Annotated in this window: 24 protein-coding genes and 2 pseudogenes; 17 read left to right on the plus strand and 9 right to left on the minus strand. The window is 63.7% G+C overall.

Going from position 1 to position 23502, the window contains the following annotated elements; genetic code table 11:
- Nucleotides 1–127: 127 nt before the first annotated feature.
- A pseudogene (locus tag ACPZMI_RS14785) lies at nt 128–247 on the plus strand (DJ-1/PfpI family protein); the annotation flags it as partial.
- 134 nt (nt 248–381) lie between these two features.
- Here ACPZMI_RS14785 and ACPZMI_RS14790 read toward each other — a convergent pair.
- The 3 genes from ACPZMI_RS14790 to ACPZMI_RS14800 all read right to left on the minus strand — a co-directional run bounded on the left by ACPZMI_RS14790 (nt 382) and on the right by ACPZMI_RS14800 (nt 2245).
- Nucleotides 382–906, minus strand: coding sequence for a hypothetical protein (locus ACPZMI_RS14790; RefSeq protein ID WP_186664180.1), 525 nt, complete (start codon nt 904–906; stop codon nt 382–384).
- A 171-nt stretch (nt 907–1077) separates the two neighbouring features.
- Complete coding sequence (locus ACPZMI_RS14795; RefSeq protein ID WP_186707698.1) at nt 1078–1239, minus strand: hypothetical protein; 162 nt, start codon at nt 1237–1239, stop codon at nt 1078–1080.
- A gap of 118 nt (nt 1240–1357) precedes the next feature.
- Nucleotides 1358–2245 carry a MerR family transcriptional regulator gene (locus ACPZMI_RS14800; RefSeq protein ID WP_426352542.1) on the minus strand — a complete coding sequence of 296 codons (888 nt, stop codon included), beginning with the start codon at nt 2243–2245 and terminating at the stop codon, nt 1358–1360.
- Between the two features lie 152 nt (nt 2246–2397).
- Between ACPZMI_RS14800 and ACPZMI_RS14805 the strand changes: the two genes are divergently transcribed.
- The 7 genes from ACPZMI_RS14805 to ACPZMI_RS14835 all read left to right on the plus strand — a co-directional run bounded on the left by ACPZMI_RS14805 (nt 2398) and on the right by ACPZMI_RS14835 (nt 7901).
- Nucleotides 2398–2844 (plus strand): PAS domain-containing protein, encoded by a 447-nt coding sequence (locus tag ACPZMI_RS14805; protein WP_411382657.1) that lies wholly within the window; start codon nt 2398–2400, stop codon nt 2842–2844.
- A gap of 100 nt (nt 2845–2944) precedes the next feature.
- On the plus strand, nt 2945–3367 hold the full coding sequence (locus ACPZMI_RS14810; RefSeq protein WP_186707704.1) for a nuclear transport factor 2 family protein: 423 nt from the start codon (nt 2945–2947) through the stop codon (nt 3365–3367).
- On the plus strand, nt 3364–4119 hold the full coding sequence (locus tag ACPZMI_RS14815; protein WP_426352543.1) for an SDR family NAD(P)-dependent oxidoreductase: 756 nt from the start codon (nt 3364–3366) through the stop codon (nt 4117–4119). The genes ACPZMI_RS14810 and ACPZMI_RS14815 overlap by 4 nt, the downstream gene beginning before the upstream one ends.
- Nucleotides 4120–4122: 3 nt before the next feature.
- Nucleotides 4123–5370, plus strand: a complete 1248-nt coding sequence (locus ACPZMI_RS14820) for an NAD(P)/FAD-dependent oxidoreductase (protein WP_186720498.1) — start codon at nt 4123–4125, stop codon at nt 5368–5370.
- On the plus strand, nt 5367–6176 hold the full coding sequence (locus ACPZMI_RS14825; RefSeq protein WP_426352544.1) for a DUF1365 domain-containing protein: 810 nt from the start codon (nt 5367–5369) through the stop codon (nt 6174–6176). The genes ACPZMI_RS14820 and ACPZMI_RS14825 overlap by 4 nt, the downstream gene beginning before the upstream one ends.
- Nucleotides 6151–7413 (plus strand): SAM-dependent methyltransferase, encoded by a 1263-nt coding sequence (locus ACPZMI_RS14830; RefSeq protein ID WP_186664167.1) that lies wholly within the window; start codon nt 6151–6153, stop codon nt 7411–7413. Before ACPZMI_RS14825 ends, ACPZMI_RS14830 begins: the two co-directional genes overlap by 26 nt.
- Entirely contained in the window at nt 7413–7901 is a 489-nt protein-coding gene (locus tag ACPZMI_RS14835; protein WP_186707712.1) for a DUF2878 domain-containing protein, read from the plus strand. Before ACPZMI_RS14830 ends, ACPZMI_RS14835 begins: the two co-directional genes overlap by 1 nt.
- On the opposite strand, the pseudogene ACPZMI_RS14840 reads toward ACPZMI_RS14835, so the two are convergent.
- From ACPZMI_RS14840 to ACPZMI_RS14860, 5 genes and pseudogenes are all read right to left on the minus strand, one after another.
- Nucleotides 7839–8022, minus strand: a pseudogene (locus ACPZMI_RS14840) (DUF2256 domain-containing protein). The gene ACPZMI_RS14835 and the pseudogene ACPZMI_RS14840 sit on opposite strands and share 63 nt — an antisense overlap.
- Complete coding sequence (locus tag ACPZMI_RS14845; protein WP_426352545.1) at nt 8019–9545, minus strand: cryptochrome/photolyase family protein; 1527 nt, start codon at nt 9543–9545, stop codon at nt 8019–8021. Before ACPZMI_RS14845 ends, ACPZMI_RS14840 begins: the two are co-directional and overlap by 4 nt.
- Nucleotides 9546–9553: 8 nt before the next feature.
- Nucleotides 9554–9859: a DUF6482 family protein gene (locus ACPZMI_RS14850; RefSeq protein WP_426352546.1), complete on the minus strand. Its 306-nt coding sequence runs from the start codon at nt 9857–9859 to the stop codon at nt 9554–9556.
- A complete protein-coding gene (locus tag ACPZMI_RS14855) occupies nt 9856–10392 on the minus strand; it encodes a DUF3833 domain-containing protein (protein WP_186664157.1) in 537 nt (178 codons plus the stop codon). Before ACPZMI_RS14855 ends, ACPZMI_RS14850 begins: the two co-directional genes overlap by 4 nt.
- Before the next feature lie 2 nt (nt 10393–10394).
- Complete coding sequence (locus tag ACPZMI_RS14860; protein WP_186664155.1) at nt 10395–10931, minus strand: chalcone isomerase family protein; 537 nt, start codon at nt 10929–10931, stop codon at nt 10395–10397.
- A 227-nt stretch (nt 10932–11158) separates the two neighbouring features.
- Between ACPZMI_RS14860 and ACPZMI_RS14865 the strand changes: the two genes are divergently transcribed.
- The 7 genes from ACPZMI_RS14865 (at nt 11159) to ACPZMI_RS14895 (ending at nt 19904) form a co-directional block, all read left to right on the plus strand.
- On the plus strand, nt 11159–11386 hold the full coding sequence (locus tag ACPZMI_RS14865) for a hypothetical protein (protein WP_426352547.1): 228 nt from the start codon (nt 11159–11161) through the stop codon (nt 11384–11386).
- Nucleotides 11387–11462: 76 nt separating this feature from the next.
- Nucleotides 11463–15590 (plus strand): CheR family methyltransferase, encoded by a 4128-nt coding sequence (locus ACPZMI_RS14870; RefSeq protein ID WP_426352548.1) that lies wholly within the window; start codon nt 11463–11465, stop codon nt 15588–15590.
- A 223-nt stretch (nt 15591–15813) separates the two neighbouring features.
- Entirely contained in the window at nt 15814–15957 is a 144-nt protein-coding gene (locus ACPZMI_RS14875; RefSeq protein WP_426352549.1) for a hypothetical protein, read from the plus strand.
- 74 nt (nt 15958–16031) lie between these two features.
- Entirely contained in the window at nt 16032–16976 is a 945-nt protein-coding gene (locus ACPZMI_RS14880; RefSeq protein WP_189657653.1) for a DUF72 domain-containing protein, read from the plus strand.
- The gene (locus tag ACPZMI_RS14885) at nt 16973–17746 is read left to right on the plus strand and encodes an endonuclease/exonuclease/phosphatase family protein (protein WP_426352550.1); all 774 of its coding nucleotides are present in this window, start codon (nt 16973–16975) and stop codon (nt 17744–17746) included. The genes ACPZMI_RS14880 and ACPZMI_RS14885 overlap by 4 nt, the downstream gene beginning before the upstream one ends.
- Nucleotides 17743–18945 (plus strand): cardiolipin synthase ClsB, encoded by a 1203-nt coding sequence (clsB, locus tag ACPZMI_RS14890; RefSeq protein WP_426352551.1) that lies wholly within the window; start codon nt 17743–17745, stop codon nt 18943–18945. Before ACPZMI_RS14885 ends, clsB begins: the two co-directional genes overlap by 4 nt.
- Nucleotides 18945–19904 carry a lysylphosphatidylglycerol synthase domain-containing protein gene (locus ACPZMI_RS14895; RefSeq protein WP_186707725.1) on the plus strand — a complete coding sequence of 320 codons (960 nt, stop codon included), beginning with the start codon at nt 18945–18947 and terminating at the stop codon, nt 19902–19904. Before clsB ends, ACPZMI_RS14895 begins: the two co-directional genes overlap by 1 nt.
- A 138-nt stretch (nt 19905–20042) precedes the next feature.
- On the opposite strand, the gene ACPZMI_RS14900 is transcribed toward ACPZMI_RS14895, so the two are convergent.
- Nucleotides 20043–20918: a LysR substrate-binding domain-containing protein gene (locus tag ACPZMI_RS14900; protein WP_186664141.1), complete on the minus strand. Its 876-nt coding sequence runs from the start codon at nt 20916–20918 to the stop codon at nt 20043–20045.
- A gap of 214 nt (nt 20919–21132) precedes the next feature.
- Between ACPZMI_RS14900 and ACPZMI_RS14905 the strand changes: the two genes are divergently transcribed.
- The gene (locus tag ACPZMI_RS14905) at nt 21133–22302 is read left to right on the plus strand and encodes a porin (protein ID WP_426352552.1); all 1170 of its coding nucleotides are present in this window, start codon (nt 21133–21135) and stop codon (nt 22300–22302) included.
- 48 nt (nt 22303–22350) lie between these two features.
- Complete coding sequence (locus ACPZMI_RS14910; protein WP_063545145.1) at nt 22351–23289, plus strand: LysR substrate-binding domain-containing protein; 939 nt, start codon at nt 22351–22353, stop codon at nt 23287–23289.
- Nucleotides 23290–23502: the final 213 nt, after the last annotated feature.

Here is a 23502-nt window from a genome sequence, read left to right on the forward strand (position 1 = left end):
CTTGTGAGAGCCTGAGCTGCGCGCAATGTTCAACCGCAGTTGTCTACCCGCACAGCCCGTCTATTTATTGTCCATTGGTCTGCGTAGCAGGCCGCTGACGCATGGCATTGGAACTTCTCACCAGTAAAATGCAGGTGGCCGTTGGGTCGATGAAGAGGTCGTGGTGGACGGCAACCTGATCACCAGCCGTAAGCCTGACCATATACCCGCATTCAACGAACTATTGATCAAGGCCCTTGCTGGCTAGCGTCTCCTGACCGCTGGCGCTGGCCGAATGCAGACTATCCAAAGACTGAAGGTGCTGAGCTTGATGCTGCGGCGCATCTCGCCCGTTCAGCCAGCGGCAGGCTCTGGATACTCGAACCTCCAGGATCGATGCGTTCAGGCCAGTTGGATGTAGACCGAGTAGCTTCCCAGCAGCATCCAGAAAACCAGAAAGATCCACGGCGTGCGAAGCGAAAACAGCAGCGATTTTCGATGCCCTGCACGCGAGGTCTCTGCCTCGCAGAACAGCGGCGACTCGTCGTACGCCAGCCCCATCAACGGCTCGCTGCGCAGCAGGTGGCTTTGCTTGAGCTGCCAGTGATCGATGATGTTGTACGCAGCCCGTATGCCAGGCCAGGCGTTGAGCGAGCTCAATACCCCGAGCAAGGCGAGGAACGCCGGCACGATCAGGGTGAACATTTCGCCCCACCCTTGATTGAGGTTGCCCATGGAAGAGACGAACGCGATGACCAGGAACGATTGCGCCGCCAGGTAGGCATCCGTGCGATTGGCCAGGATGCTGGTTTCGTACTGGATCTCGCGACGGTAGAAGTCAAGACGCTCCTTGGGAGAGCCGAACATCCTGGCGTTGTGCTCGCTGATCTCGTGTTCAGGGGTCGCTGGGGTAATGATTCGAGGCATTCGCTGCTCCGGAAAGTGGGGTCCGAGCTACGAGATGAGCCAGGAGCTGAGTCCGGTAGAACAGGCGATGGGACCGAGAATTCCATGCAATTGACGACTCACCTGCGATTTCCCTGCTCCGCCCCAGAGGCTCGCAAACGTGGCGAGCCTCAACCCTTTCGGGTGGCAGTTTCAGCGTTTGTGCTGACCATGATCACGGGCCGTTTTTTGCGCCGTCGAGTCATGTGATGTACCGGTAGATCCGTCCGGACGATGGGCGTCGTTGTCTCGCTCCTCCTCCCCCTGAGTCCCGGTCTGCGCCCCCGGCTTTTTAGTCTGGGTCTCTTTCTTCATGCTGCTCTCCTCAGCTTGGCCTTTGAACAAGGGAAGCCAATCCGTGGGGCAAAGTTCCATGTTTGGAGCCTAGGCCGGCTTAACGCGCCAACATCCAGATCAGGATCAGGCGTTTGGGTCAAAGGTCAAGCGCGCCACGGTGCAACGCGCTCAGCCTGCGCGCAGCATCAACGCCTCCCTCGTCCAGCAGGCATAACGGGATTCCACTCAAGGCGTGCAGCGAATCAGCCAACCGCTCGCCAACCAAGGCCAGCGGGCAGGCAATGTCCATCTGCAAGGTCCGCAAGCGCCTGGCCAAGGCGGTGCTTACCGGCGCCTGGACTTTTATCACCAGCGCCGCGGGCTGCATGGCCGTACACAATAACGGCAAGTCTTCCAACGACTGCCCGCAGCCCAGTACGTCGATGCGCTGTTGTTCGCTGCTCAACATCAGCCCAGCGCACAGCACCTCGAATTCGGCCTGCCCCTCGGTGCTTGCCAGCAGCACCCGCGGTGCGGGGATCTGATTCAAGTGCAGGCGCGCAAGCAAGCGGGCACGCAGGAACGTATCGAGAAACAGCCATTGGCTACGCTGGCCTGGAGCCGCTCCTGACGCCAACTCATACCAAACCGGCATCAGCACTTCACGCAGCACGGAGGTCTTGGGGAACAGAGTGAACAACTGGCCATGAATCCCCTCCAACGCCTGTGCATCGAATGCCTCGGATGCACGCACCACAGCGTCTCGCCATTCGTCGAAGGCCGAGGGCTGCTGCACTGGTGCCTCAGGCCGGCCGGCGAGCCTGTCGCCGACCTTGCTGATAGGCAGGCCGTTGGCAGTCCAGCGCAGGATGTCGCGTATGCGTTGCACATCCCGGTCGGTGTACAAGCGATGACCGCCCTCGGTGCGCTGCGGGCGTATCAACCCATGGCGCCGCTCCCAGGCGCGCAACGTGACCGGATTGATGCCGGTCAAGCTGACCACATCGCGCATGGGTAGCAAATCGGGTGGGGTGGTGTCAGTCATAATCAGAGAATATCCGGTAGATCGAGCATTCTAAACTCATATGGACTTTCTGCGGCGAGCCTCCATGGTCCATCATGCAACCAACGGCGCCGAGGTTTTCCACATAGAAGCAATCTGCGCATCTCGCATATAAACGCCTGTAGGTGGGCCCTATGATCCCCGCGAAACTCCTTCAACTGATGGTCGAGCATTCGAACGATGGCATCGTGGTTGCCGAGCAGGAGGGCAACGACAGCATCCTCATCTACGTCAACCCCGCCTTCGAGCGACTGACCGGCTATGCCGCCGACGACATCCTCTATCAGGATTGCCGTTTCCTGCAGGGCGAGAATCATGACCAGGAAGGCCTCGCTAGCATCCGCGCTGCGATCCGCGATGGCAGCCCCTGCCGTCAGGTACTGCGCAACTATCGCAAGGACGGAAGCCTGTTCTGGAACGAGCTGTCCATCACCCCCGTGTACAACGAGGCAGACCAGCTGACGTACTACATCGGCATCCAGCGCGATGTGACAGCACAGGTTTGCGCCGAGGAAAAGGTGCGCGAGCTGGAGGCTGAACTGGCCCTGCTGCGCCGTCAGCTCGGGCAGGACGAGCGCTAAAAAATCTATACACAACCCTCAATCTGTATAGATTAATCCTTGGGCTTCAGCTATACCTGTACAACAAATATATTTTGTACAGGATTACCTGGAGCCCAGCATGTCTGCATACCTACAGCAATTCGCCGAGCGCTTCGCCAGTCTCGATGGGGCTAACCTCGACAGGCTGGAAAACCTGTACAGCGAGGACATTACTTTTCGCGACCCTCTGCACCACATACAGGGCCTGCAGGCGCTGCGAGCCTACTTCGAGCAGTTGTACGCCAACGCCAGCGATATCCGCTATGCCTTCATCAGCGCAGACGAGGTAAGCCCCGGTCAGGGCTACTTGCGCTGGACCCTGCAGTTCCGCCACCCACGCCTGGCCGGGGGTCGGCAAATCACGCTGCAAGGGTGCAGTTGCCTGCACTGGCGCGACCGTGTGCATTTTCACCAGGACTATTTCGACGCCGGCGCCCTCATCTACGAACACCTTCCGATCATGGGCGGCGCAATCCGCTGGCTCAAAGGCAGGCTGGCATGAGCCGCTGCTGGTTGACCGGCGCTAGCAGCGGTATCGGTGCCGAGCTCGCTCGCATCCTGCTGGAGCAAGGCCATCAAGTGGCCCTGGGCGCACGCCAGGCCAATCGCCTTGCACCCCTGGCCGAACAGTTTCCTGGGCAGGTACTGCTGGCCATCGGCGATCTTGACGACCCAGAGGATATCGCCGCGATCACCGCGCAGATCGAACAGGCCTGGGGAGGCCTGGACATGGTCATTCTCAATGCCGGCACCTGCGAATACCTGGAGCCGGGGCAGTTCGATCCGGCGCTGGTCGAGCGCGTGATGCGCACCAACCTGCTCAGTGTCGCCTATTGCCTGGCATCGGCACTGCCCCTGCTTCGCGAGGGCCAGCGCCCTCACCTGGTGGTGATGGGCAGCTCGGTGACCTGGCTGGCCTTGCCCCGCGCCGGTGCCTATGGCGCCTCCAAGGCTGCGGTGCGCTATTTGATGGAATCACAGCGGATCGACCTGGCCCGCGAGGGTATCGCAGTCACCTTGGTCAGCCCTGGCTTTGTCGACACCCCCCTGACACGCCGCAACGATTTCCCCATGCCGCAGCTGTGGAGTGCGCAGCGCGCCGCCCGACACATCGCCAGGCGCTTGCCCCACCGCCCCGTGGAAATCAACTTCCCCGGTCTTTTCATCTGTGTATTGCGCCTGCTCGGTGCGCTACCGGCGCGTCTGCGTCTGGCCCTGGGGCAACGCCTCGCCCGTCATGAACAGGAAGGTTGATTCATGCGTATAGCAATCATCGGCAGCGGCATCGCCGGGCTGACCTGCGCCCATCTGCTGTCGCGCAACCACCAGGTCACGGTTTTCGAAGCCGAGCGCTGGATCGGTGGCCACACCCACACCCTCGATGTGGTCTGGAAGGGCCAGCGCCATGCAATAGACACCGGCTTCATCGTGTTCAACGACTGGACCTACCCCAACTTCATTCGGCTGCTCGACCAGCTCAAGGTCACCTCACAGCCCACCGAAATGAGTTTTTCCGTGCATGACCCGGCCACAGGCCTTGAGTACAACGGCCACGACCTGAACACACTGTTCGCACAACGCCGCAACCTGATCTCCCCAGGCTTCTGGGGAATGCTGCGGGATATTCTGCGCTTCAACCGCCAGGCACTGACCGACCTGGACAGCCAGCGTATCGATGCCAACACCACGCTGGGTAGCTACCTTCAGGCGCAGGGCTATGGGCAGCGCTTCATCGACCACTATATCGTGCCGATGGGATCGGCCATCTGGTCGATGTCCCGCGCCGACATGCTCCACTTCCCCCTCGAGTTCTTCGTCCGTTTCTGTCGCAACCACGGCTTGCTGTCGGTCAACCACCGTCCACAGTGGCGGGTCATCAAAGGTGGTTCGAGCAGCTACATCGCACCACTGTGCCGCCCCTTCGCTGACAGCATCCGCCTGGACTGCAAGGTTCACCGGGTCAGCCGCGACGAAGGTGGCGTGACCGTCGTGAGCGCAGCCGGCACCGAACGCTTCGACACCGTGGTGTTCGCCTGCCATAGCGACCAGGCCCTGGCCATGCTGGAAAGCCCCAGCACACAGGAACGTGCCGTGCTCGGGGCCATCGGCTACGCCAGCAACGATGTCGTACTGCACACCGACACCCGCCTGCTGCCGCGCCGCAAGCGCGCCTGGGCGAGCTGGAACTACCGCCTGGGAGGCCCACAGCAGGCTCCCGCCGCGCTGACCTACAACATGAACATCCTGCAAGGTATCCAGGCACCGACCACCTTCTGCGTGAGCCTCAACCAGACCGCATTGATAGACCCTGCGCAGGTGATTGCCCGCTTTCAGTACGCCCATCCGCAGTACAGCCTCGCCGCGTCCGCGGCGCAGGCTCGGCAGTCAGAGCTGCAAGGCCAGCAGCACAGCTACTTCTGTGGTGCCTACTGGGGAAATGGTTTTCACGAGGACGGTGTGGTCAGTGCGCTGAAGGTGGCCGCGCATTTCGGGGTGCAACTGTGAACAGCAGCCTTTGCCTGGGCTGGATCAGCCACCGTCGCTTGACGCCGCGCGCCCACGCGTTCCGCTATCGAACAGGCATGTTCTACCTGGATCTGGACGAGCAAACCTGGCTGATGAGCCTGTCACGCTGGCTAGGGCGCTGGCGCCTGGCACCGCTCAGCTTTCGCCAGACCGACTACCTGCCAGCGCTGACCCAGCAGGGACAGACGCTGGCACAGGCCGCGCGCTTGATCGTCCGCCAGGCCACGGGGCATATGCCCGAAGGCCCGGTCCACCTGCTCACGCAACTGCGCTGCTGGGGGCTGTCGTTCAACCCGGTGAGTTTCTATTTCTGCCATGACCGCGACGCGAACCTGGTGGCGATCCTGCTGGAAGTACGAAACACCCCCTGGCGTGAACGCTTCCACTACGTGCTGCCGGTGTACGACAACCTCGGCACACCCTTCACGGTGGCGAAGGCCTTCCACGTGTCGCCGTTCATGCCACTGGACATGGACTATCGCTTTCGCTTCTCCCTGGATGCGCAACATATACGTATCCATATGGAGAACCGGCAACACGAGCGCACGGTGTTCAAGGCAGACCTCGCCTTGCAGCGCCAGCCTTTGGACCGCGCCGGTCTGCATCGATACATCCTGGCCTTCCCGTGGATGAGCCTGCGCACCCTCTCGGCTATCTACTGGCAAGCACTGCGCCTGCTGTTCAAACGCACCCCCATCCATGACCACACTGCCCGCCAGAATCACTTGGCGCTCGGCCACTCCTGCGAGGACACGAATGATGTCGAATCACACCCTGAGCGTTAGCAAGTTCGCCGGCCTTGCGCCGTTGCTCGGCGGTCTGGCACGAAGCGCCGTGCTCGCCCAAATGGGCAAGCTGCGCCACGGTCACTTGCGCCTGCTGTGCCACGGCCAGCAGTGGAGTTTTGGCGATACCGAGAGCCCGTTGCAGGCCGAGGTGGAGGTGCTCGATGACGCCACCTGGAGCCTGATCGCCGGCAATGGCTCGATCGGTGCTGGCGAAGCCTACATCCACGGCTATTGGCGCAGCCCGGACCTTGCGCGGGTGACGCGCCTGTTCGTCGCCAACCTTGAAGTGCTCGACGCGCTCGAGGGCGGCCTGGCGCGCCTCGGCCGCCCTGCCCTGCGGCTGCTGCACCGGCTCAACCGCAATAGCAGGCGCGGTGCCCGACGCAACATTCTGGCGCACTACGACCTCGGCAACGCCCTGTTCGAGCGGCTGCTGGACCCCACCATGATGTATTCGGCAGCCCAGTTCGAGCATCCTGGGCAGACACTGGAACACGCTCAGGTGAACAAGCTGGAGCGCATCTGCCAGAAACTTGAGCTATGCCCTGACGATCACCTGCTGGAAATTGGCTGCGGTTGGGGCTCCCTGGCGATTCACGCCGCCACCCGATACGGCTGCAGGGTTACCACCACCACCCTCTCCGAAGCGCAGTACAGCCATACCCTGGACCGCGTTCGGGCGCTGGGCCTGGAGCAGCGCATAACGGTACTTCGCGAGGACTACCGCGACCTGGAAGGCCGTTTCGACAAACTGGTATCGATCGAGATGATCGAAGCGGTCGGCCATCGTTATCTGCCGGTGTACTTCCGCCAGTGTGCCGCGCTGCTCAAGCCCGATGGCCTGATGCTGCTGCAGGCCATCACCATTCGCGACCAACGCTACGACCAGGCACGGCGCTCGGTGGACTTCATCCAGCGCTACATTTTCCCCGGAGGCGCCCTGCCTTCGCTGAGCGTGATGCTCGACACTGCCAGCCGGCACACTGCGCTGAACCTTGTACATATGGAAGATTTCGGCCAGGACTACGCCCTCACCCTGCAGCATTGGCGGGAAAACCTGCGTCAGGCACGCACGGCGCTGGCCGACCTGGGCTACGACGACATGTTCCAGCGCCTGTGGGAATTCTACTTGTGCTACTGCCAAGGCGGCTTCGAGGAGCGCGCCATCGGCGTTGCCCACCTGCTGTTGGCCGCGCCCCAGGCACGTCGTGCGCCCTTGCCAGGCCATGCCTGATGCACGGCGGCAGGCTGGTCGCCAATGCCCTTTGGTTGCAGGTCGGCTGGTGGGCCTGCGTACTGGGTGCAGAACGGCCCTGGCTCTTGCTGCTGGTGATCCTCGGCCTGGGCGTGCACCTGCGCCTGAGCCGGGACGTCAGCGGCGAGTTCAAGGCGCTGTGGCGCGTTACCTTGGCCGGCTGCCTGCTCGATACGGTGCTGGGAGCGCTGGGGGTATTCGCGTTCGATGCCTGGCCGCTGCCACTGTGGCTCGCACTGCTGTGGCTGGTGCTGGCCAGCGGCATGCGCCACAGCCTGGCATGGATCGCCAGGGACTGGCGGCTCGGTGCACTGCTGGGCGCAATCAGCGGCCCACTGGCTTACTTGGCGGGCGCCAGGCTGGCCGGGGTGGGATTACCTTTGGGCACGCTGGAAACCGGCCTGCTACTGGCGCCCATCTGGGCCTTTACCTTGCCCCTGCTCTTGCGCCTGGCGGCGTGGCGCTGACCTGCGGCATCGCTCAGATGCAATAGCGCACCTGTTCCCAGCAGCGCGCCCAGCGCTTGCGCCAGTTGAACGGCAGGCCACAGACCACACAGATCTTGCTGGGCAACAGGCTCTTTTTCATATCGGCTGCCCGGCATCCAGTCGCGCCAACAATGACTGGCCGCGTTGCCATACGGCATCGCGACGGCTGGCCGACATGCCATCGAGCCCACGATAGGCCAGCGCCAGCCGCGGGTTAGCCGAAAGCACGGTGCGATGGCGAATGAGAAAATGCCAGTACAGGGCATTGAACGGGCAAGCATCCTCCTCGGTTACCTGGCCAACCCGGTAACTGCAAGACGCGCAATGGTCGGACATGCGCTGGATGTAACGACCACTCGCACAGTAGGGCTTGGACCCAAGGTAGCCACCGTCGGCATGCATCACCATGCCAAGCGTGTTGGGCAGCTCGACCCAGTCGAAAGCGTCCATGTAGACCGCCAGATACCACTCACAAATCGCCGTCGGCACGATACCGGCCAGCAACGCGAAGTTTCCGGTCACCATCAGCCGCTGGATGTGGTGCGCGTAGCCCAGCCGCAAGGTCTGCCCGATGGCTTGCGCCATGCAGCGCATACGGGTTTGCCCGGTCCAGTAGAATTCCGGCAACGCCCGCTCGTTGCCCAGGTGATTGAGCCCGGCGTACTCCGGCATGCGCAGCCAATAGATCCCGCGCACATACTCGCGCCAGCCTATCAGTTGGCGGATGAAGCCTTCAGCTGCATTGAGCGGCACTCGCCGCTCGCGCCACGCCCTGTCGACGTCTTCACACAGGCTACGCACATCCAGAAGCCCGATGTTGAGCGCTGCACTGATACGTGCATGAAACAGATACGGCTCGCCGTCGGCCATTGCATCCTGGTAGTCCCCGAAAGCCGCCAGGCCAAACTCTAGAAAGTGTTGCCAGAGCTGCTGGGCCTGGGCATGGGTTACTGGATAGTCGAAGCCGTCGGTGGCCCCGTAGTGGTCGCTGAAGCGCTGACCTACCAGCGCCTGCACCGCTGCTGTGATCTCGTCCTGCGCAAAATGCGCAGCGAATGGGCCACGTAGCTGACGCGGCAACGGCTTGCGATTGTCGGCATCGAAATTCCAGGCTCCACCTGCCGGGCTGCCATCGAGCTCCATCAGCAGGCCGGTGCGCTTGCGCATGCCACGGTAGAAGTGCTCCATGCGCAGTTGGCGCCGCTCAGCGGCCCAGCGCGCAAAGGCTTCGCGCGAGCACAGAAAACGCCGGTCACGGTGCCACACCAGCGGCAACCCGGCATCACGCAATGCCTGCTCCAGACGCCACTCGCCGCACTCGGTCAGGTGGATCTGCGTGGCGCCCAAGGCCTGTTGCCAGCGACACAACTCGCCAACGATGCTGCCGCTGTTGCCTGCAGCATCGAGCTCGACATAGTGCACTTGCCAACCCCGCTCGCGCAGGCACCGAGCGAAGTGCCGCATGGCGCTGAAAATCAGAACGATCTTCAGTGGATGGTGCGGCACGTACCGGGCCTCACCCTCCACTTCCGCCATCAAGATAGCGTCACGGGCAGGATCGAGAGCGCTCAGGCTCGCCAGGTCGAACGACAGCTGGTCACCCAGCACCAGGCCCAGGCGCATCGTTTCGCCTACCACTGGCTGGCGAGCGTTATCGGGACGCGCAGTGGTTCGATGGGGCCGTCACGTTGGCCGCACATCTCATCATGTACCACGTGCTGCACCAGCGTGCAGGGCACGGCTGGCAGGCCCGTCAGCAACTGGCGTAGCTCGGTGGTGGAGCGCACGCGCAGGGGCTGCCCATGGGCATCGTTGAGAGTCACGGGGCCAGCGTCGGTCAAGGCACGCAGGAGGTAGAAGCCGCCCTCCAGCGACAGCAGTTCCAGCGCCTTCGCTTCGCCGGTCGTGACCCATTGAAACAGCGTGACCAGGTTCACGGCGTACTCTCCGGGAGGCGGCGGAAGAACAGGGTGATCTGGCCGATTTCCACGCCCAGCTTGCTCATACTCGAGCGATTGATCAGCGTGTCGTCATCCATCAGGTACATCCAGTCGTCCAGGTCCACTTGCCAGTTACGCCCATCGACAGGCAGGTCAAGCTGATAACGCCAGCGCAACGCGTTACCCGCCACTTCCCCCCTCGCCTCGCCAATGACGTCCCCCGCCGTTCCGCGCCAGCGGCCAGGGCCGTCGGGCACCAACCGCCAGGTGCGTTCCTGACGGGTGCCATCGCTGTACAGAAAATGTTCTTCGAGGATCAGATGCTCACCTTCACGACGGCTATCGATGCGCACATGAAAGCGCTTGATTACCTCACCGGAGCGCTTCTGGAACATCCCCCAGGCCTGTACCGGCCGCGAGAAGAACGCCACCAGGTCGAGCTTGGGCTGCTCCTGGGCATAGCGTTCGACCCCGACATTGCCACAGCTGCCCAGAAGCAGACACAACGCCAGCAACAGTGCTTTGTACATATTCAGCGTCCTCGTTCACTGCCAGCCAGCCCGAGCAGGCGCTGACGCAGTTGTGGATCCCTGGCACGTGGATCGAGCCAGATGGCAAAGAACGCCCGGGCAAAGGCCGGGTCAGTGATTTCGCGGCTCAATTCACCGTCGACGTAAAAGCGGCAACCCTGCCCCGGCAGGTACAAGCCTGTAATTCGCATCCCGGGGCGCACGTCCACGAACGCCGCTTCAAGCGCCTGGGTCCAAGCCGGGCGTTGCTGCGGCGCAATGCCGCCAGCGTTGAGACGATGCATTTCCTCGAGGCTGGCCTGTACCAGCGTGTCCTTGGACAACGACCGGTGATAGAGAAGCTCGAGGGCGAACGGCTGGTTCCAGTCCAGCGCCGGCGCCAGCGTCCATAGCTGGGCGGTGTAAAGACGCAGGCCGAACCAAGTGAACTCACCCGCACCCAACCGCTGCGCACCGGGCAACTGCGAGCGCCAGTCCGCCGTCGCCGAAAACGCAACGATCAGCAGGCAAAGGCACGTCCAACGAGCACGGTGAACCATATTGACCTCAAGCGCGGCCCAATACTGTACAAAGATAGCATTATGTACAGATATTTTATTGGCATGTACAGTTTTTTTGCCATTCGCCTCCAAGCCACGGGCACAGTCGTTGGTCGCAGCCGAAATCGAAAAGAGCTGCCCGTCGAGCTATCCGGTCAAAACGTTCGCACTTATTTGCCTGCGCGGTAGTCATAGGTCTGAATACCACTTCGCCTACCGGAGCTCCCATGCCCATGACCCGCGCCTGCCAACAGCTCGCTCTGGAGCAGAATCGCCGGCTGTTCGCCAGCGCCTATGAACTCGACCGCGCAGCCTTTGCCCTACTCGAAGGCGTCGGGCGCGACGCCTTCGACTTCGGCCATTACCAGGAGCTGCGGCGCAAGGCAGCCGAGCGTTATCAGGAGGCCATCGAGCATCTGGCCCTCCTTGAGGGCAACCGCTCATCGCCAAAGTGAGCGCCAGCCTATAATCTGCGCCCAGTGCCCGGCGATTCGCCCCAGGCCATTTCCAGGTCCGAACAAGGCTGATGCCATGAAGTCGTCCAGCAAACCGTCCCTCGCCTCGCCGCACAATCCGGCGCTCAGCCCCAGCCATCTGGGTTTCCCCGTGGTCGGCATCGGCGCCTCGGCCGGCGGCCTGGAAGCGATCCGCCGGTTCTTCCGGCACGCCCCGGACGACTCCGGCATGGCGTTCGTTGTCGTCCTGCACCTCTCCCCCCATCACCAGAGCCAGGCTGACCGGATCATCCAGGCGGTCACCCGCATGCCGGTACGCCAGGTCAGCGAGCCGGTGCCGATCGAACGCAACCATGTCTACGTGATCTCGCCAGCCAATCGCCTGTCCACCAACGACGGCTACCTGCGGGTCAGCCCAGCCAAACGCGGCCGCGGCGATCATGTGGCCATCGACCTGTTCTTTCGCGACCTGGCCGACGTGCACAAGGACCATGCATTCTGCGTGGTGCTCTCGGGAACCGGCAGCGACGGCGCCGTAGGCCTGTCGCGCATCAAGGAACAAGGTGGCGTGACCCTGGTGCAGGCACCCGATGATGCCGAGTACCCCGACATGCCCCGTGCGGCGCTGGCCACCGGCATGGTTGACCTGCTGCTGCCAGTAGCTGAAATGCCTGCGCGCCTGGTCGAGTTGTGGCGCACGGCGCGGCAGGTGAAACTGCCGGAAATCGAAGACGACAGCCTGCCGCCGCCATTGGGAGAGCGCGAGGGTGATCCGGCGGCGAGCGACCCGCTGCTGGATGAGATCCTGCTGACGCTGCAAGGCGAGACCGGACACGACTTCAGCCACTACAAGCGCGCCACCGTACTGCGCCGCCTGGAACGCCGCCTGCATGTCACCGGCCAGACAGAGCTGGCCGGCTATCTCGACTTCCTGCAGCACCACCCGGAGGAGTCGCGGGCACTGCTGGCCGACATGCTGATCGGAGTGACCAACTTCTTCCGCGATCGCGAGGCGTTCGAGGCGTTGCAACGCCATGTGATGCCGGGCCTGGTCAACAAGGATGCCAGTGAAGAGTCCGCGCACGAGGTACGCCTCTGGTCAGCAGGCTGCTCCACCGGCGAGGAGGCCTATAGCCTGGCGATGCTGGTGACCGAGCAGTTGGCGGTGGAACAGCGCAGCGCCCAAGTACAGGTATTCGCCACCGACCTCGACGAACGCGCCATCAACATCGGTCGCGCCGGCCGGTATCCGGACGCCATCGCCACCGACGTGTCGGCGGCACGCCTGCGCCAGTTCTTCATCAAGGAGGACCAGCACTTGCGGGTGCGCAAGGAAATCAGGGAAAAGGTCCTGTTCGCCCGTCACAACCTGCTGTCCGATCCGCCATTCTCCCAGCTCGACCTGATCGTCTGCCGCAACCTGCTGATCTACCTGGACCGCGAGGTGCAGCGCGATATCCTGCGCCTGTTCCATTTCGCCCTGCGTCCAGGCGGCCATCTGTTCCTTGGCAGCTCCGAGTCGACGGACCTTGCGGCCGACCTGTTCGTCGCCGTGGACAAACGCAACCGCATCTTCCGCGCCCGGGAAGTGCAGACCACCAGCCATCCGCCGCGCCTGCAGGCCCCGGAGCCTGCGCTCGCACCACCGGCCCGCGCACGCAGCAGTCGCCGCTTGTCCTACGCCGAGATCCATCACCGCGCCCTCGCTCGCTGCACGCCGCCCAGCCTGGTGATCGATACCGAGGGCAATATCCTGCACATGAGTGAAGGTGTCGGGCGCTTCCTGCACCACGCCGGTGGCGAGCTCAGCCACAACCTGCTCAGCCTGATCATCGCGCCGTTGCGACCGGCCCTGCGCAGTACCTTGCTGCAGGCGCAAGGCAGCGGCCAGGCGGTGACCTCGCGCAGTATCTCGGTCAGCCTCGACGAACATCCCACGGCCGTGCAAATCCTGGTGCAGCCGCACCAGGACGACCCCAGTGGCACCGACTGCCTGCTGGTGGTGTTCCAGGCGATCGAAGTCGACAGCAGCGCCAGTACCAGCGCCGCCGTCGAGCAGACCGAAGGCATGGTGTTGAGCAACCTGGAGCGCGAACTGCATCGCACGCGGCTGCAACTGCAGGAGACCATTGAGCAATCGGAGTTTTCCAGCCAGGAGCTGACTGCCTCCAACGAGGAAATGCAAGCGATCAACGAGGAGCTGCGTTCGGCCAGCGAGGAACTGGAAACCAGCAAGGAAGAGCTGCAGTCGATCAACGAAGAATTGCTGACGGTCAACTACGAGCTCAAGACCAAGGTCGAGGAGACCGACAAGGTCAACGACTACCTCAGCAACCTGATCGCCTCGACCGACATCGCCACGGTCTTCGTCGACCGCAACCTGTGCATCCGCTGGTTCACGCCCCGCGCCGCGGACATCTTCAGCATGCTGCCGGTGGACACCGGGCGCTCGCTACTCGATATCACCCATCGTCTCGACTACCCTGGCCTGGCCGACGACGCCCGTGCGGTGGTCGAGCGCGAGACCACTATCGAACGCGAGGTGGTCGGCCACAACCAGCACTGGTACCTGGCCCGCTTGCTGCCCTACCGGGCCAGCGAGCGCAATGTCGATGGCACCGTACTGACCTTCATCGACATCAGCCAGAGCCGCGCCGCGGAGGAACGCTTGCGCCAGGGCGAGGAACGCATGCGTCTGGTAGCGGAAAGCACCCATGACTTCGCCATCATCCTGCTTGATGAACAAGGCCTGATCACTGACTGGAATACCGGTGCCGCGCTGATTTTCGGCTATGGCAAGGACGAAGTCCTCGGCCACCACTACCAACTGATCTTCACCGAGCAGGACCAGGCCAGCGGTGTGCCAGAGCGCGAGCTGCGCAGCGCCCGCCTCCATGGCCGCGGCCAGGACGAGCGCTGGCACGTGCGCAAGGACGGCAGCCGCTTCTACTGCAGCGGCGAAGTGTCCCGCCTCAAGGGCAGCAGCCTGCGCGGTTACGTGAAGATCGCCCGCGACCTCACCGGCCACAAGCGCCTGCACGACGAACAGAGCAAGCAACTGGCCGAGTCGCAGAGCAGCAGCCACATGAAGGACGAGTTCTTCGCCGTCATGTCCCACGAACTCAAGCACCCGCTGAACCTGATCCAGCTCAACGCCGAGATCCTGCGGCGCTCGCCCTCGGTGAAGTCCGCCAGTGCCGCCAGCAAGGCGGTCGGGCTCATCTGTGATGCGGTATCCAGTCAGGCACGAATCATCGACGACCTGCTCGATGTCGCCCGCATCCGCACCGGCAAGCTCAAGCTCAAGACCGAGGTGATCGACCTGTGCGCAGTGCTGCAGGGGATCCATGCGGTGGTGCTCAACGAGCAGCATACTTGCACCGTGCGCCTGGTGTTGCCGGCCGATGGCGCGCCCGTTCACGTCGAGGCCGATGGCACGCGGCTCGAGCAGATCATCTGGAACCTCCTGAACAACGCCTTGAAGTTCAGCCCCGCAGGCACCGAGATTCGCGTGGTGCTCGCCAGGCGAGACAGCCAGGCCCAGCTAGAGGTGATCGACCAGGGCGTGGGGCTGACCGAGGATAGCCTCGAGAGCGTTTTCGACCTGTTCACCCAGGCCGCACCGCAGTTGTCCGGCAACAGCCGCGAAGGGCTGGGTATCGGCCTGTCGCTGGTGCGCCAGTTGGTCGAGGCCCATGGCGGGACGGTCGCGGCGTATTCTGCGGGGCTTGGTTGCGGCACCACCTTCACCGTCTCCCTACCGTTGTGCGCGCCCGAGCGCCAGGCCACGCCAGATGCTCCCGAGCAGGCCAGCGACGGACGCCTGGATGGTATCAAGGTGCTGCTGGTAGACGACTCGAAGGAAATCCTCGAGGTCATGCAGCAGTTGCTGGAGATGGAAGGTGCGAACGTCGAGGCCTACAGCGACCCGCAAGCAGCGCTCGAGGCCGCCGCCGACGGACGCTACGAGATCATCCTGTCCGATATCGGCATGCCGGTAATGGACGGTCATGCCCTGATCAAGGCGCTACGGGGCCTGGAACACCTGCGCTACACACCGGCCATTGCCCTGACCGGCTACGGCGCCAGCGCCGACCAGTACCGCTCACGCCAGTCGGGCTTCGACCGCCACCTGAACAAACCGGTGGGCTATGACGACCTGGTCGAGGCCATAGAGACACTGTGCGGGTCGGTGCCCTATTGAACGGGCTCAGCACCGCTGAAGGCCACTCCCTGCACTGCTGTTGTTCACCCGCTAAATGTTTGTCCGGCGGTCCTTCAGGCAACTGGTCTGGAAATCCGAGAATCTTTGCAGTGCGATGACTCGCGCCCTGGTCACAACTGAACACAGACCCTCCTGTGTTCGACCAGAGGTACACCCTCATGGTTGATAAAAGCGACTGACCTACCTGCCCAGGAGACCGACCATGAGCGACCCCAATCATCCAGATCCTTATGTCGATGAAGTCCCACACGATCCCGGCGAGAAGATACCTGCGCCCGATCCCCAACAAGAGGCACCCGAATGGCCGGAAGGCCAGGTCCCCCCAGAAGAGCAATCCGACGGCTGAAGGCCCGGCGCTTTCCAGGTAGCGCCACTCGTCAATCCTGCTGAACCCTCTCGATCCGCCACGGGTCGCTACTGATGAGTACATCAATACAGGGGGCTGTGGTGAGCGAGATCCGCATTGGCATTTCCGGTTGGCGCTATGGCCCATGGCGCAAGGACTTCTACCCCAAGGGGCTGCGCCAGGACGACGAGCTGGCGTTTGCCTCGCGGGCGGTCAACAGCATCGAGATCAATGGCTCGTTCTACGCGCTGCAGACTCCGGAACGCTACGACCGCTGGCGTGACGAGACGCCAGAGGATTTCGTGTTCTCGGTCAAGGCCCCACGCTATATCACCCATGTGCGCAGGCTTCGCGAGATCGACGAAGCGCTGGCCAACTTCTTCGCGTCGGGCCCGCTGCTGCTGGGTGACAAGCTTGGGCCTTTCCTTTGGCAGTTTCCCCCTAACCTGAAATTCGACGTGCAGCGCTTCAGCGACTTTCTGGCCAAGCTCCCGCATGACCGCTCTGCCGCCCGCCGCCTTGCCCGCCAGGCCGCCGAGCGCCTGCAAGGCAACGGTGGGGCGACCGTCAAGGGCAACTCACGCCTGCGCCACGCCGTGGAAATCCGCCACCCCAGTTTCCTCTGCGATACCTTCATCGACCTGCTGCGCAAACACAAGGTCGCCCTGGTGGTCGCCGACAGCGCGGGCAAATGGCCCTATGTCGAGGAAGTCACGGCCGATTTCATGTACCTGCGCCTGCATGGCGATGTCGAGCTCTACAGCAGCGGCTATACCGCCAGCGCGCTGCGCCGCTGGCGTATGCGTATCCAGGCCTGGGCTGCGGGCGGCCAGCCGGAGGATGCCCAGCGCGTCGTGCGCCGCGCCCCGGCAAAGCGCGCTTCCCGTGACGTGTACTGCTACTTCGACAATGACCAGAAAGTGCATGCCCCGTACGATGCCCGTCGCCTGCTTGGCAAGCTCGGCCTTGACGGCGAATTGGTGACAGAGCCCGGCGTCGATCCGCAGGAGCCGCTATGAACGGAACTTTGCCCGCCCCCCGCTGCATCATCGACAAGGTGACCGCCGTGCACCGCCTGACGGTGCTGACCCTCAACGTGCACAAGGGTTTCACCCTGTTCAACCGCCGTTTCATCCTGCCGGAGCTGCGTGAGGCGGTACGCGCTACCGGGGCCGACCTGGTGTTCCTGCAGGAGGTACACGGCAGCCATCAGCAGCATGCCGAGCGCCACCCGACCTGGCCGACGGCACCTCAGTACGAATTCCTCGCCGACAGCATGTGGCCGCAGTTCGCCTACGGACGCAACGCGGTCTATCCCCATGGCGACCATGGCAACGCCCTGCTGTCCAAGTTTCCGATCCGCGCCCACGACAACCTTGACGTCACGATCCACGGCAACGAAGAACGCGGCCTGCTGCATTGCCAGCTCGAAGTGCCCGGCCATGAGCAGGTGCACGCGATCTGCGTGCACCTGGGTCTGCGCGAAGAGCACCGCCAGCGGCAAGTCGGCCTGCTGCTGGCGTTGCTCGACAGCCTGCCGTCGGGCGAGCCGGTCATCGTCGCCGGCGACTTCAACGACTGGCGTCTGAAAGCAGATGTGCGCCTCTCGAGGCATCTGGTCGAAGCCTTCGGCAAGCCGGCGCGCAGCTTTCCCGCCCGCCTGCCGCTGCTGCGCCTGGATCGCATCTACCTTCGCAACGCACAGGCCTGCGAAGCCCGGGTGCTGTCCAGATACCCGTGGACGCACCTTTCCGACCACGCCCCGCTGGTAGCGCAGGTGACGCTATGAAGCTGTCCTGGAGCGACGGCAACCACGTCCAGTTGCTGATCAACGGCGAGCAGTACTATCCACGCGTGTTCGAGGCCATGGCCCAGGCTCGCGAGGAGATTCTCCTGGAAACCTTCATCATCTACGACGACAAGGTCGGCCAGCCCTTGCGCCAGGCCCTGATCGACGCCGCACGGCGTGGGGTAAGGGTCGAGGTGGCCGTGGACGGTTACGGCACCGCCGACCTGCCCGACGAGTTCATCGCCTCGATGACTGCGGCCGGGGTCCGTTTCCATTCGTTCGATCCGCAACCACGGCTGGCCGGCATGCGCACCAACCTGTTCCGTCGCCTGCACCGCAAGATCCTGGTGATCGACGGACAGCGCGCGTTCATCGGCGGTCTCAATTACAGCGCCGATCACCTTGGCGATTTCGGCCCGCAGGCCAAGCAGGACTATGCCGTGGAGGTCGTCGGCCCCGTGGTGGACCAGCTTCACGCGTCCTCTTGCCGATTGCTCGCCCCCGTGCTGGACGCCGCCAGTCGAATCCAACCGAACGGTATCGCTGCAGGCCCGGCCAGTGCCGTGCTGGTGGAACGCGACAACCGGCGCCATCGCAACGATATCGAAGTCTGCTACCTGCAGGCCTTCCGTGAAGCCAGGCAGCGTATCGTCGTGGCCAACGCCTACTTCTTCCCCGGCTACCGCCTGCTGCGCGAGCTGCGCAACGCCGCTCGGCGCGGGGTCGAGGTAACCCTGATCCTCCAGGGGCAGCCAGACATGCGCTGGGTCCGCACACTCTCCCGGCTGCTCTACAACTACCTGTTGCGCGACGATGTGCGCATCCACGAATACTGCCAGCGCCCGCTGCACGGCAAGGTGGCGTTGGTGGACGACGACTGGTCCACGGTGGGGTCGAGCAACCTCGACCCGCTGAGCCTGTCGTTCAACCTCGAAGCCAACCTGCTGATCCGCGACCGTGCGTTCAACGATCTGCTCTACCAGCACTTGAGCGCACTGACCCGCGAGCAGTGCAAGGCCGTGACCCTGGAGCGCATGGTGCGTGGCTACTGGTGGCGCGCCCCGTTGGTCTTCCTGGGCTTCCACATCACCCGCTATTTCCCGCGCATCGCTGGCTGGTTCCCGGCACACCGGCAACGCCTGCAGTCGCTGCAAAGCGAAAGCGAGGCTCCGGCCGACTACCAAGAGGGCAAGACCTGATGGCCACGGCACGCTGGAAGACCTGGGGCAAACGCCTGCTGACCGTGCTGTTCCTGGTGTTGATCCCGGTACTGCTGTTCACCCTGGCGCGCAACCTGGACTGGAACGAAGTCAGCCAGTCGCTACGGGCCTACCGGCCCTCGACCCTGGTGCTGGGGTTGCTGCTGGCTCTGTGCAGCTACCTGGTGTTCGCCAGCTACGACCTGCTCGCCCGCGCCTATACCGGACACCGCCTGCCGGCCCGGCAGGTGCTGCCGGTAGCATTCGTCTGCTATGCATTCAACCTCAATTTCACCACCTGGGTCGGTGGCGTGGCCCTGCGTTACCGCCTGTACGGCAGGCTGGGCCTGGACACCCCGACCATCACCCGCATCCTCACCCTGGGGCTGCTGACCAACTGGATGGGCTACCTGCTGTTGGCCGGCATCGTATTCGCCTTGGGCTTGGTCAAGCTGCCGCAGAGCTGGACGGTAGGCGCTGGCGGCCTGCGCCTGATCGGCGTCCTGATGATCGTGGTTGCGTTGGCTTATCTGTTCGCCTGCGCCTTCGCCAAGCGGCGCACGTGGGACCTGCGCGGGCATGAAGTCACCCTGCCGAGCCTGCGCCTGGCGTTGTGCCAAGTGGCCCTGGGCGCAAGCAACTGGGCGCTGATGGCGGCGTTGATCCATCTGCTGCTGCCACCGGAGCTGTTCTATCCCTCGGTGCTGGGTGTGTTGCTGATCAGTTGCGTGGCGGGCGTGGTCGCCCATATACCCGCCGGGCTCGGCGTGCTGGAGGCCGTGTTCCTCGCCCTGCTTCACGGCCAGCTCGGCCAGGGCACGCTGGTGGCCGCACTGCTGGGCTATCGAACGTTGTACTACCTGATCCCGCTGCTGTTGGCGGTGGTCACCTACCTGATCCTCGAAAAACGCGCCAAGGCCTTGCGCCGACAGGCCGGGCCAGCCCTCGACAAGCGCTGATGGGCCAGGCGCGGAGCGATTGCGAACACAGCCACGGTGCCTGGCCGCCCCATTGACGCACAGGAGAACTGTCCAACTTTTCGGGGGCAGTCCATCCCTGTGGGAGCAGGCCTGCCCGCGAAGAAAGACGCCGCAATCTCAAGGATTGCTCACCACTGCCAGCCAATCGGCAAAGCGCTCCACCTTCGACAACCCGCGCTTGTCACCCGGCACCTCCATCCAGTAGCCATAAGGCCCGATCACCTCCACCGGGGTGATCGGCAGCAGGCTGCCGCTGGCCAGCTCACGCTCGATCATCTGCCGGTCGATCACCGCCAGGCCGCCGCCGGCCAGGGCGGTGTGGATCACCTGGTCGAGGGTGCCGAACTCGATGCCGCAGTCGGCATCGACATCGCTGCGCCCTGTGGCCGCCAGCCAGTTCTCCCACACCCGCAGGCGGCGGCCTTCGTGGAGGATGTGCAGCAGCGGGTGATCGCGCAGACAAGGCTCACGGCCATCCTGGAACAGCTCGGGGCTGGCCACGGCGATGTGCCGTTCCATCACCAGCAAACGGCGATTACCCGTGCCCTCGCCTTCACGGCTGAACAGGATGCGGCAGTCGAGTTCGCCGGGGTGCTCGTCATCACGCTGGCTGGTGACGCTGAGGCTGATGTCCGGGTAGCGCTGCATGAAGCCGCGCAGGCGTGGCGATAGCCAGCGGGTGGCCCAGGTCGGTGGCGCAAGGATACGCAGGCGCTGGCGCAGATTGGGCACGCGCACCGCCTCCAGCGCCCGCTCGATGCGATCGAACGCCTCGCCCAGGTGCGGGGCCAGGGCGTTGCCTGCCTCGGTCAGGGTCAGGCCACGCGGGCCGCGGACGAACAGCACGACACCCAGGTAATCCTCCAACTGCTTGATCTGTCGGCTGATGGCGCCCTGGGTGACGTTCAGCGCATCGGCGGCGCGATTGAAGCTGCGGTGGCGAGCAACTTCCTCGAAGACCTTGAGCATGTTCAAAGGCGGCAGGGTGCGCATGGTGGGGCTCTGCTGATCGTTGTTTTTGTAGGGCGATTCTACAGGGGCGCGACTGCCTGCAAACATGCGTTTTTCTCGGGTTACCGCTGCGTAATGCTCGTTTGTGCCGGGGCACGGGCGTTGGATAGGGTCGCCCCAATCGCGGGCTTGTCCCGCGATTGGGCCGCACAGCGGCCCCGATAACGACAAGAAACCACCAAAGGTGCCCCCACCCATGCCCGCACTTCCGTTGCGTCACACCCTGCTTCCCGTCCTGCTGACCCTCAGCGCCGCAGCCCAGGCTGTGCCGATCACCGAAAACCTCGACGTCGGCGGCGCGATCCGCGCACGCTTCGACCACGACCCGGACCGCAAGATCGACAAGGCCGGCCTGGACACCATCATGCTGCGCGCCAACTACGACTCGGACAGCTGGATCGGCGCGGTGCGCTATCGCTTCTATGGCAAGGCCTACCCCTACCAGTACACCGACAAGGTCGGCGATATCCAGTTCGCCGAGTACGCCTGGGTCGGCTACAAGTTCGACGAGAACCGCCAGGTCCAGGTCGGCCTGAACAAGATCCCCTTCGGCCTGCAGCCGTATTTCGGCAGCACCTTCTACGAGACCCTGGGCAACGTGATCGGGCTTGAGGACGTCGAGGCGGTAGGCGCCAAGTACATTCACCAGCAAGGCGACTGGAACCTGCAACTGGGTCTCTACGGACGCCCCGCCTGGCCTGGCCGCGGCACCAGCAACGGCACCACCTACTCCAGCGTGGTGACCTCGGCCGACGACTATGTCGCCGACGGCAGCCGCAACCAGGAGCGGCAGATCGCCGTCGCTCGCCTGGCGCGCTCGTTCAAGCTCGGCGACTGGCAATCGGAGGCCGGCATCTCGGGCCTGACCTCGCGCCTGGAAAACCGCGACACCCACGACGACGGCCGACGCAACGTGATCGGCGTGCACTACCTGGGCAAGAACGGCCCCTGGGGCGTGCAGATGCTTGCCGCGCGCCAGCAGATGTCGCCACGCAACCCGGACAACAGCGAGCGAGTGACCTTCGGTGGCTACGACGGCACCTACAACGTCGCCAGTCGCGGTAACCTGTACGTCGGCGACCTCAGCTACAGCGTGCCCGGCACCTTTCTCGGCGACTGGATCAGCGGAGTCACCCTGTATGGCAACTACAGCCGCTTCGACAAGTCTGCATCCGGCTTCGACAGTTCCGAACGCTTCATCCTCGGCACCTCGTTCTCGGTGCGCAGCTTCTACATCGCGGTGGAGTGGCTGAACGGGCGCAACGATCCGTACATCGGCGGCAGCAGCTACACCGAAAGCCTCGCCCAGGGCGGCACCGACCATTGGGAGAACCAGCTGTACATGAACATCGGCTATTACTTCTGAAAACCCCGGGCCGCTGTGCGGCCCCACTCCCACCAGGAGACACGGCGAGTGAAACGCAAGATCCCGGCACTCAACGCCCTCAAAGCCTTCGAGGTGGCCGGCAGCACCGGCAGCTTCACCCGCGCCGCCGAACTGCTCAACGTCACCCAAAGCGCCGTCAGCCGCCAGGTGCGCCAGCTCGAGGAACAGCTTGGCGAATCGCTGTTGCAGCGCCGCCACCATCACCTGCAGCTCACCGACGCCGGGCGTACGCTACTCAATGCCCTGCAGCAATCGTTCGATCGTATCGAGCTGACCGTACGCGGCATCCAGCAACGCCAGCACCCCACGCGCATCCGTCTCAACGCCCCGCCAACCTTCGCCAGCCGCTGGCTGCTGCCGCGTCTTGGGCGCCTGCGCGAGGCGTGTCCGGGGCTCGAAGTGACACTCACCACCCAACTGCAGGACAACCTCGCGGAAATCGCCACGCTCGACTGCGCGATCCGTTTCGGCAATGGCGAATGGGACGGCCTTGACAGTTCGCTGCTGATGCACGAACGGCACATCGCGGTGTGTTCGCCGTCGCTGCTGGCACAGCAGGAGGAGCGCCGGGTCGACCTGCATCACATGACCCTGCTGCACGTTCTGGCCCGCGAGGACCAGCGCTTCCTGACCTGGCGCCACTGGCTGGACGCCGCCAGGATCCAGGGCGTTGACCTGCGTGGCGGCTATGAATTCGACCTGCTGGACATGGCCATCCGCGCCGCCATCGACGGGCTCGGCATCACCATCGCCGACCGGCAGATGGTCGCCAGGGAGCTGGCTGCCGGGCAACTGGTGCAGGTGCTGGACGTGCAGGTCGACGGCCACCAGTCGTACTGGTTCGTGACCCGACCGGACCAGCAATTGCCCGCGCATGTGGAGCAGTTTCGCGAGTGGCTGATGCAGGAGGTGTGGCTGGCCGAGCGCAACCTGGGTGGGCCATCGGAAGTGGCGGTCTGCGAATAGGCGCAGCCGCCATCGCGGGGCAAGTCGGGGCCCCGAACCGCCCCACAGGGGCCTGCGCTGCTTTCGTAGGAGCGGGCTTGCCCGCGAAAAGAACACCGCGCTGAATGGCACCGGCTCCGCCGGTGATCGCGGGACAAGCCCGCTCCCACAGGGCTGGACTGCCCCCAAGAAGTTGGACAAGAACGTCTTCAAGATCTTCGGCGAGCGCGCCGG

This window comes from Pseudomonas wayambapalatensis (assembly GCF_049942315.1).
GTDB classification, from domain to species: domain Bacteria; phylum Pseudomonadota; class Gammaproteobacteria; order Pseudomonadales; family Pseudomonadaceae; genus Aquipseudomonas; species Aquipseudomonas wayambapalatensis.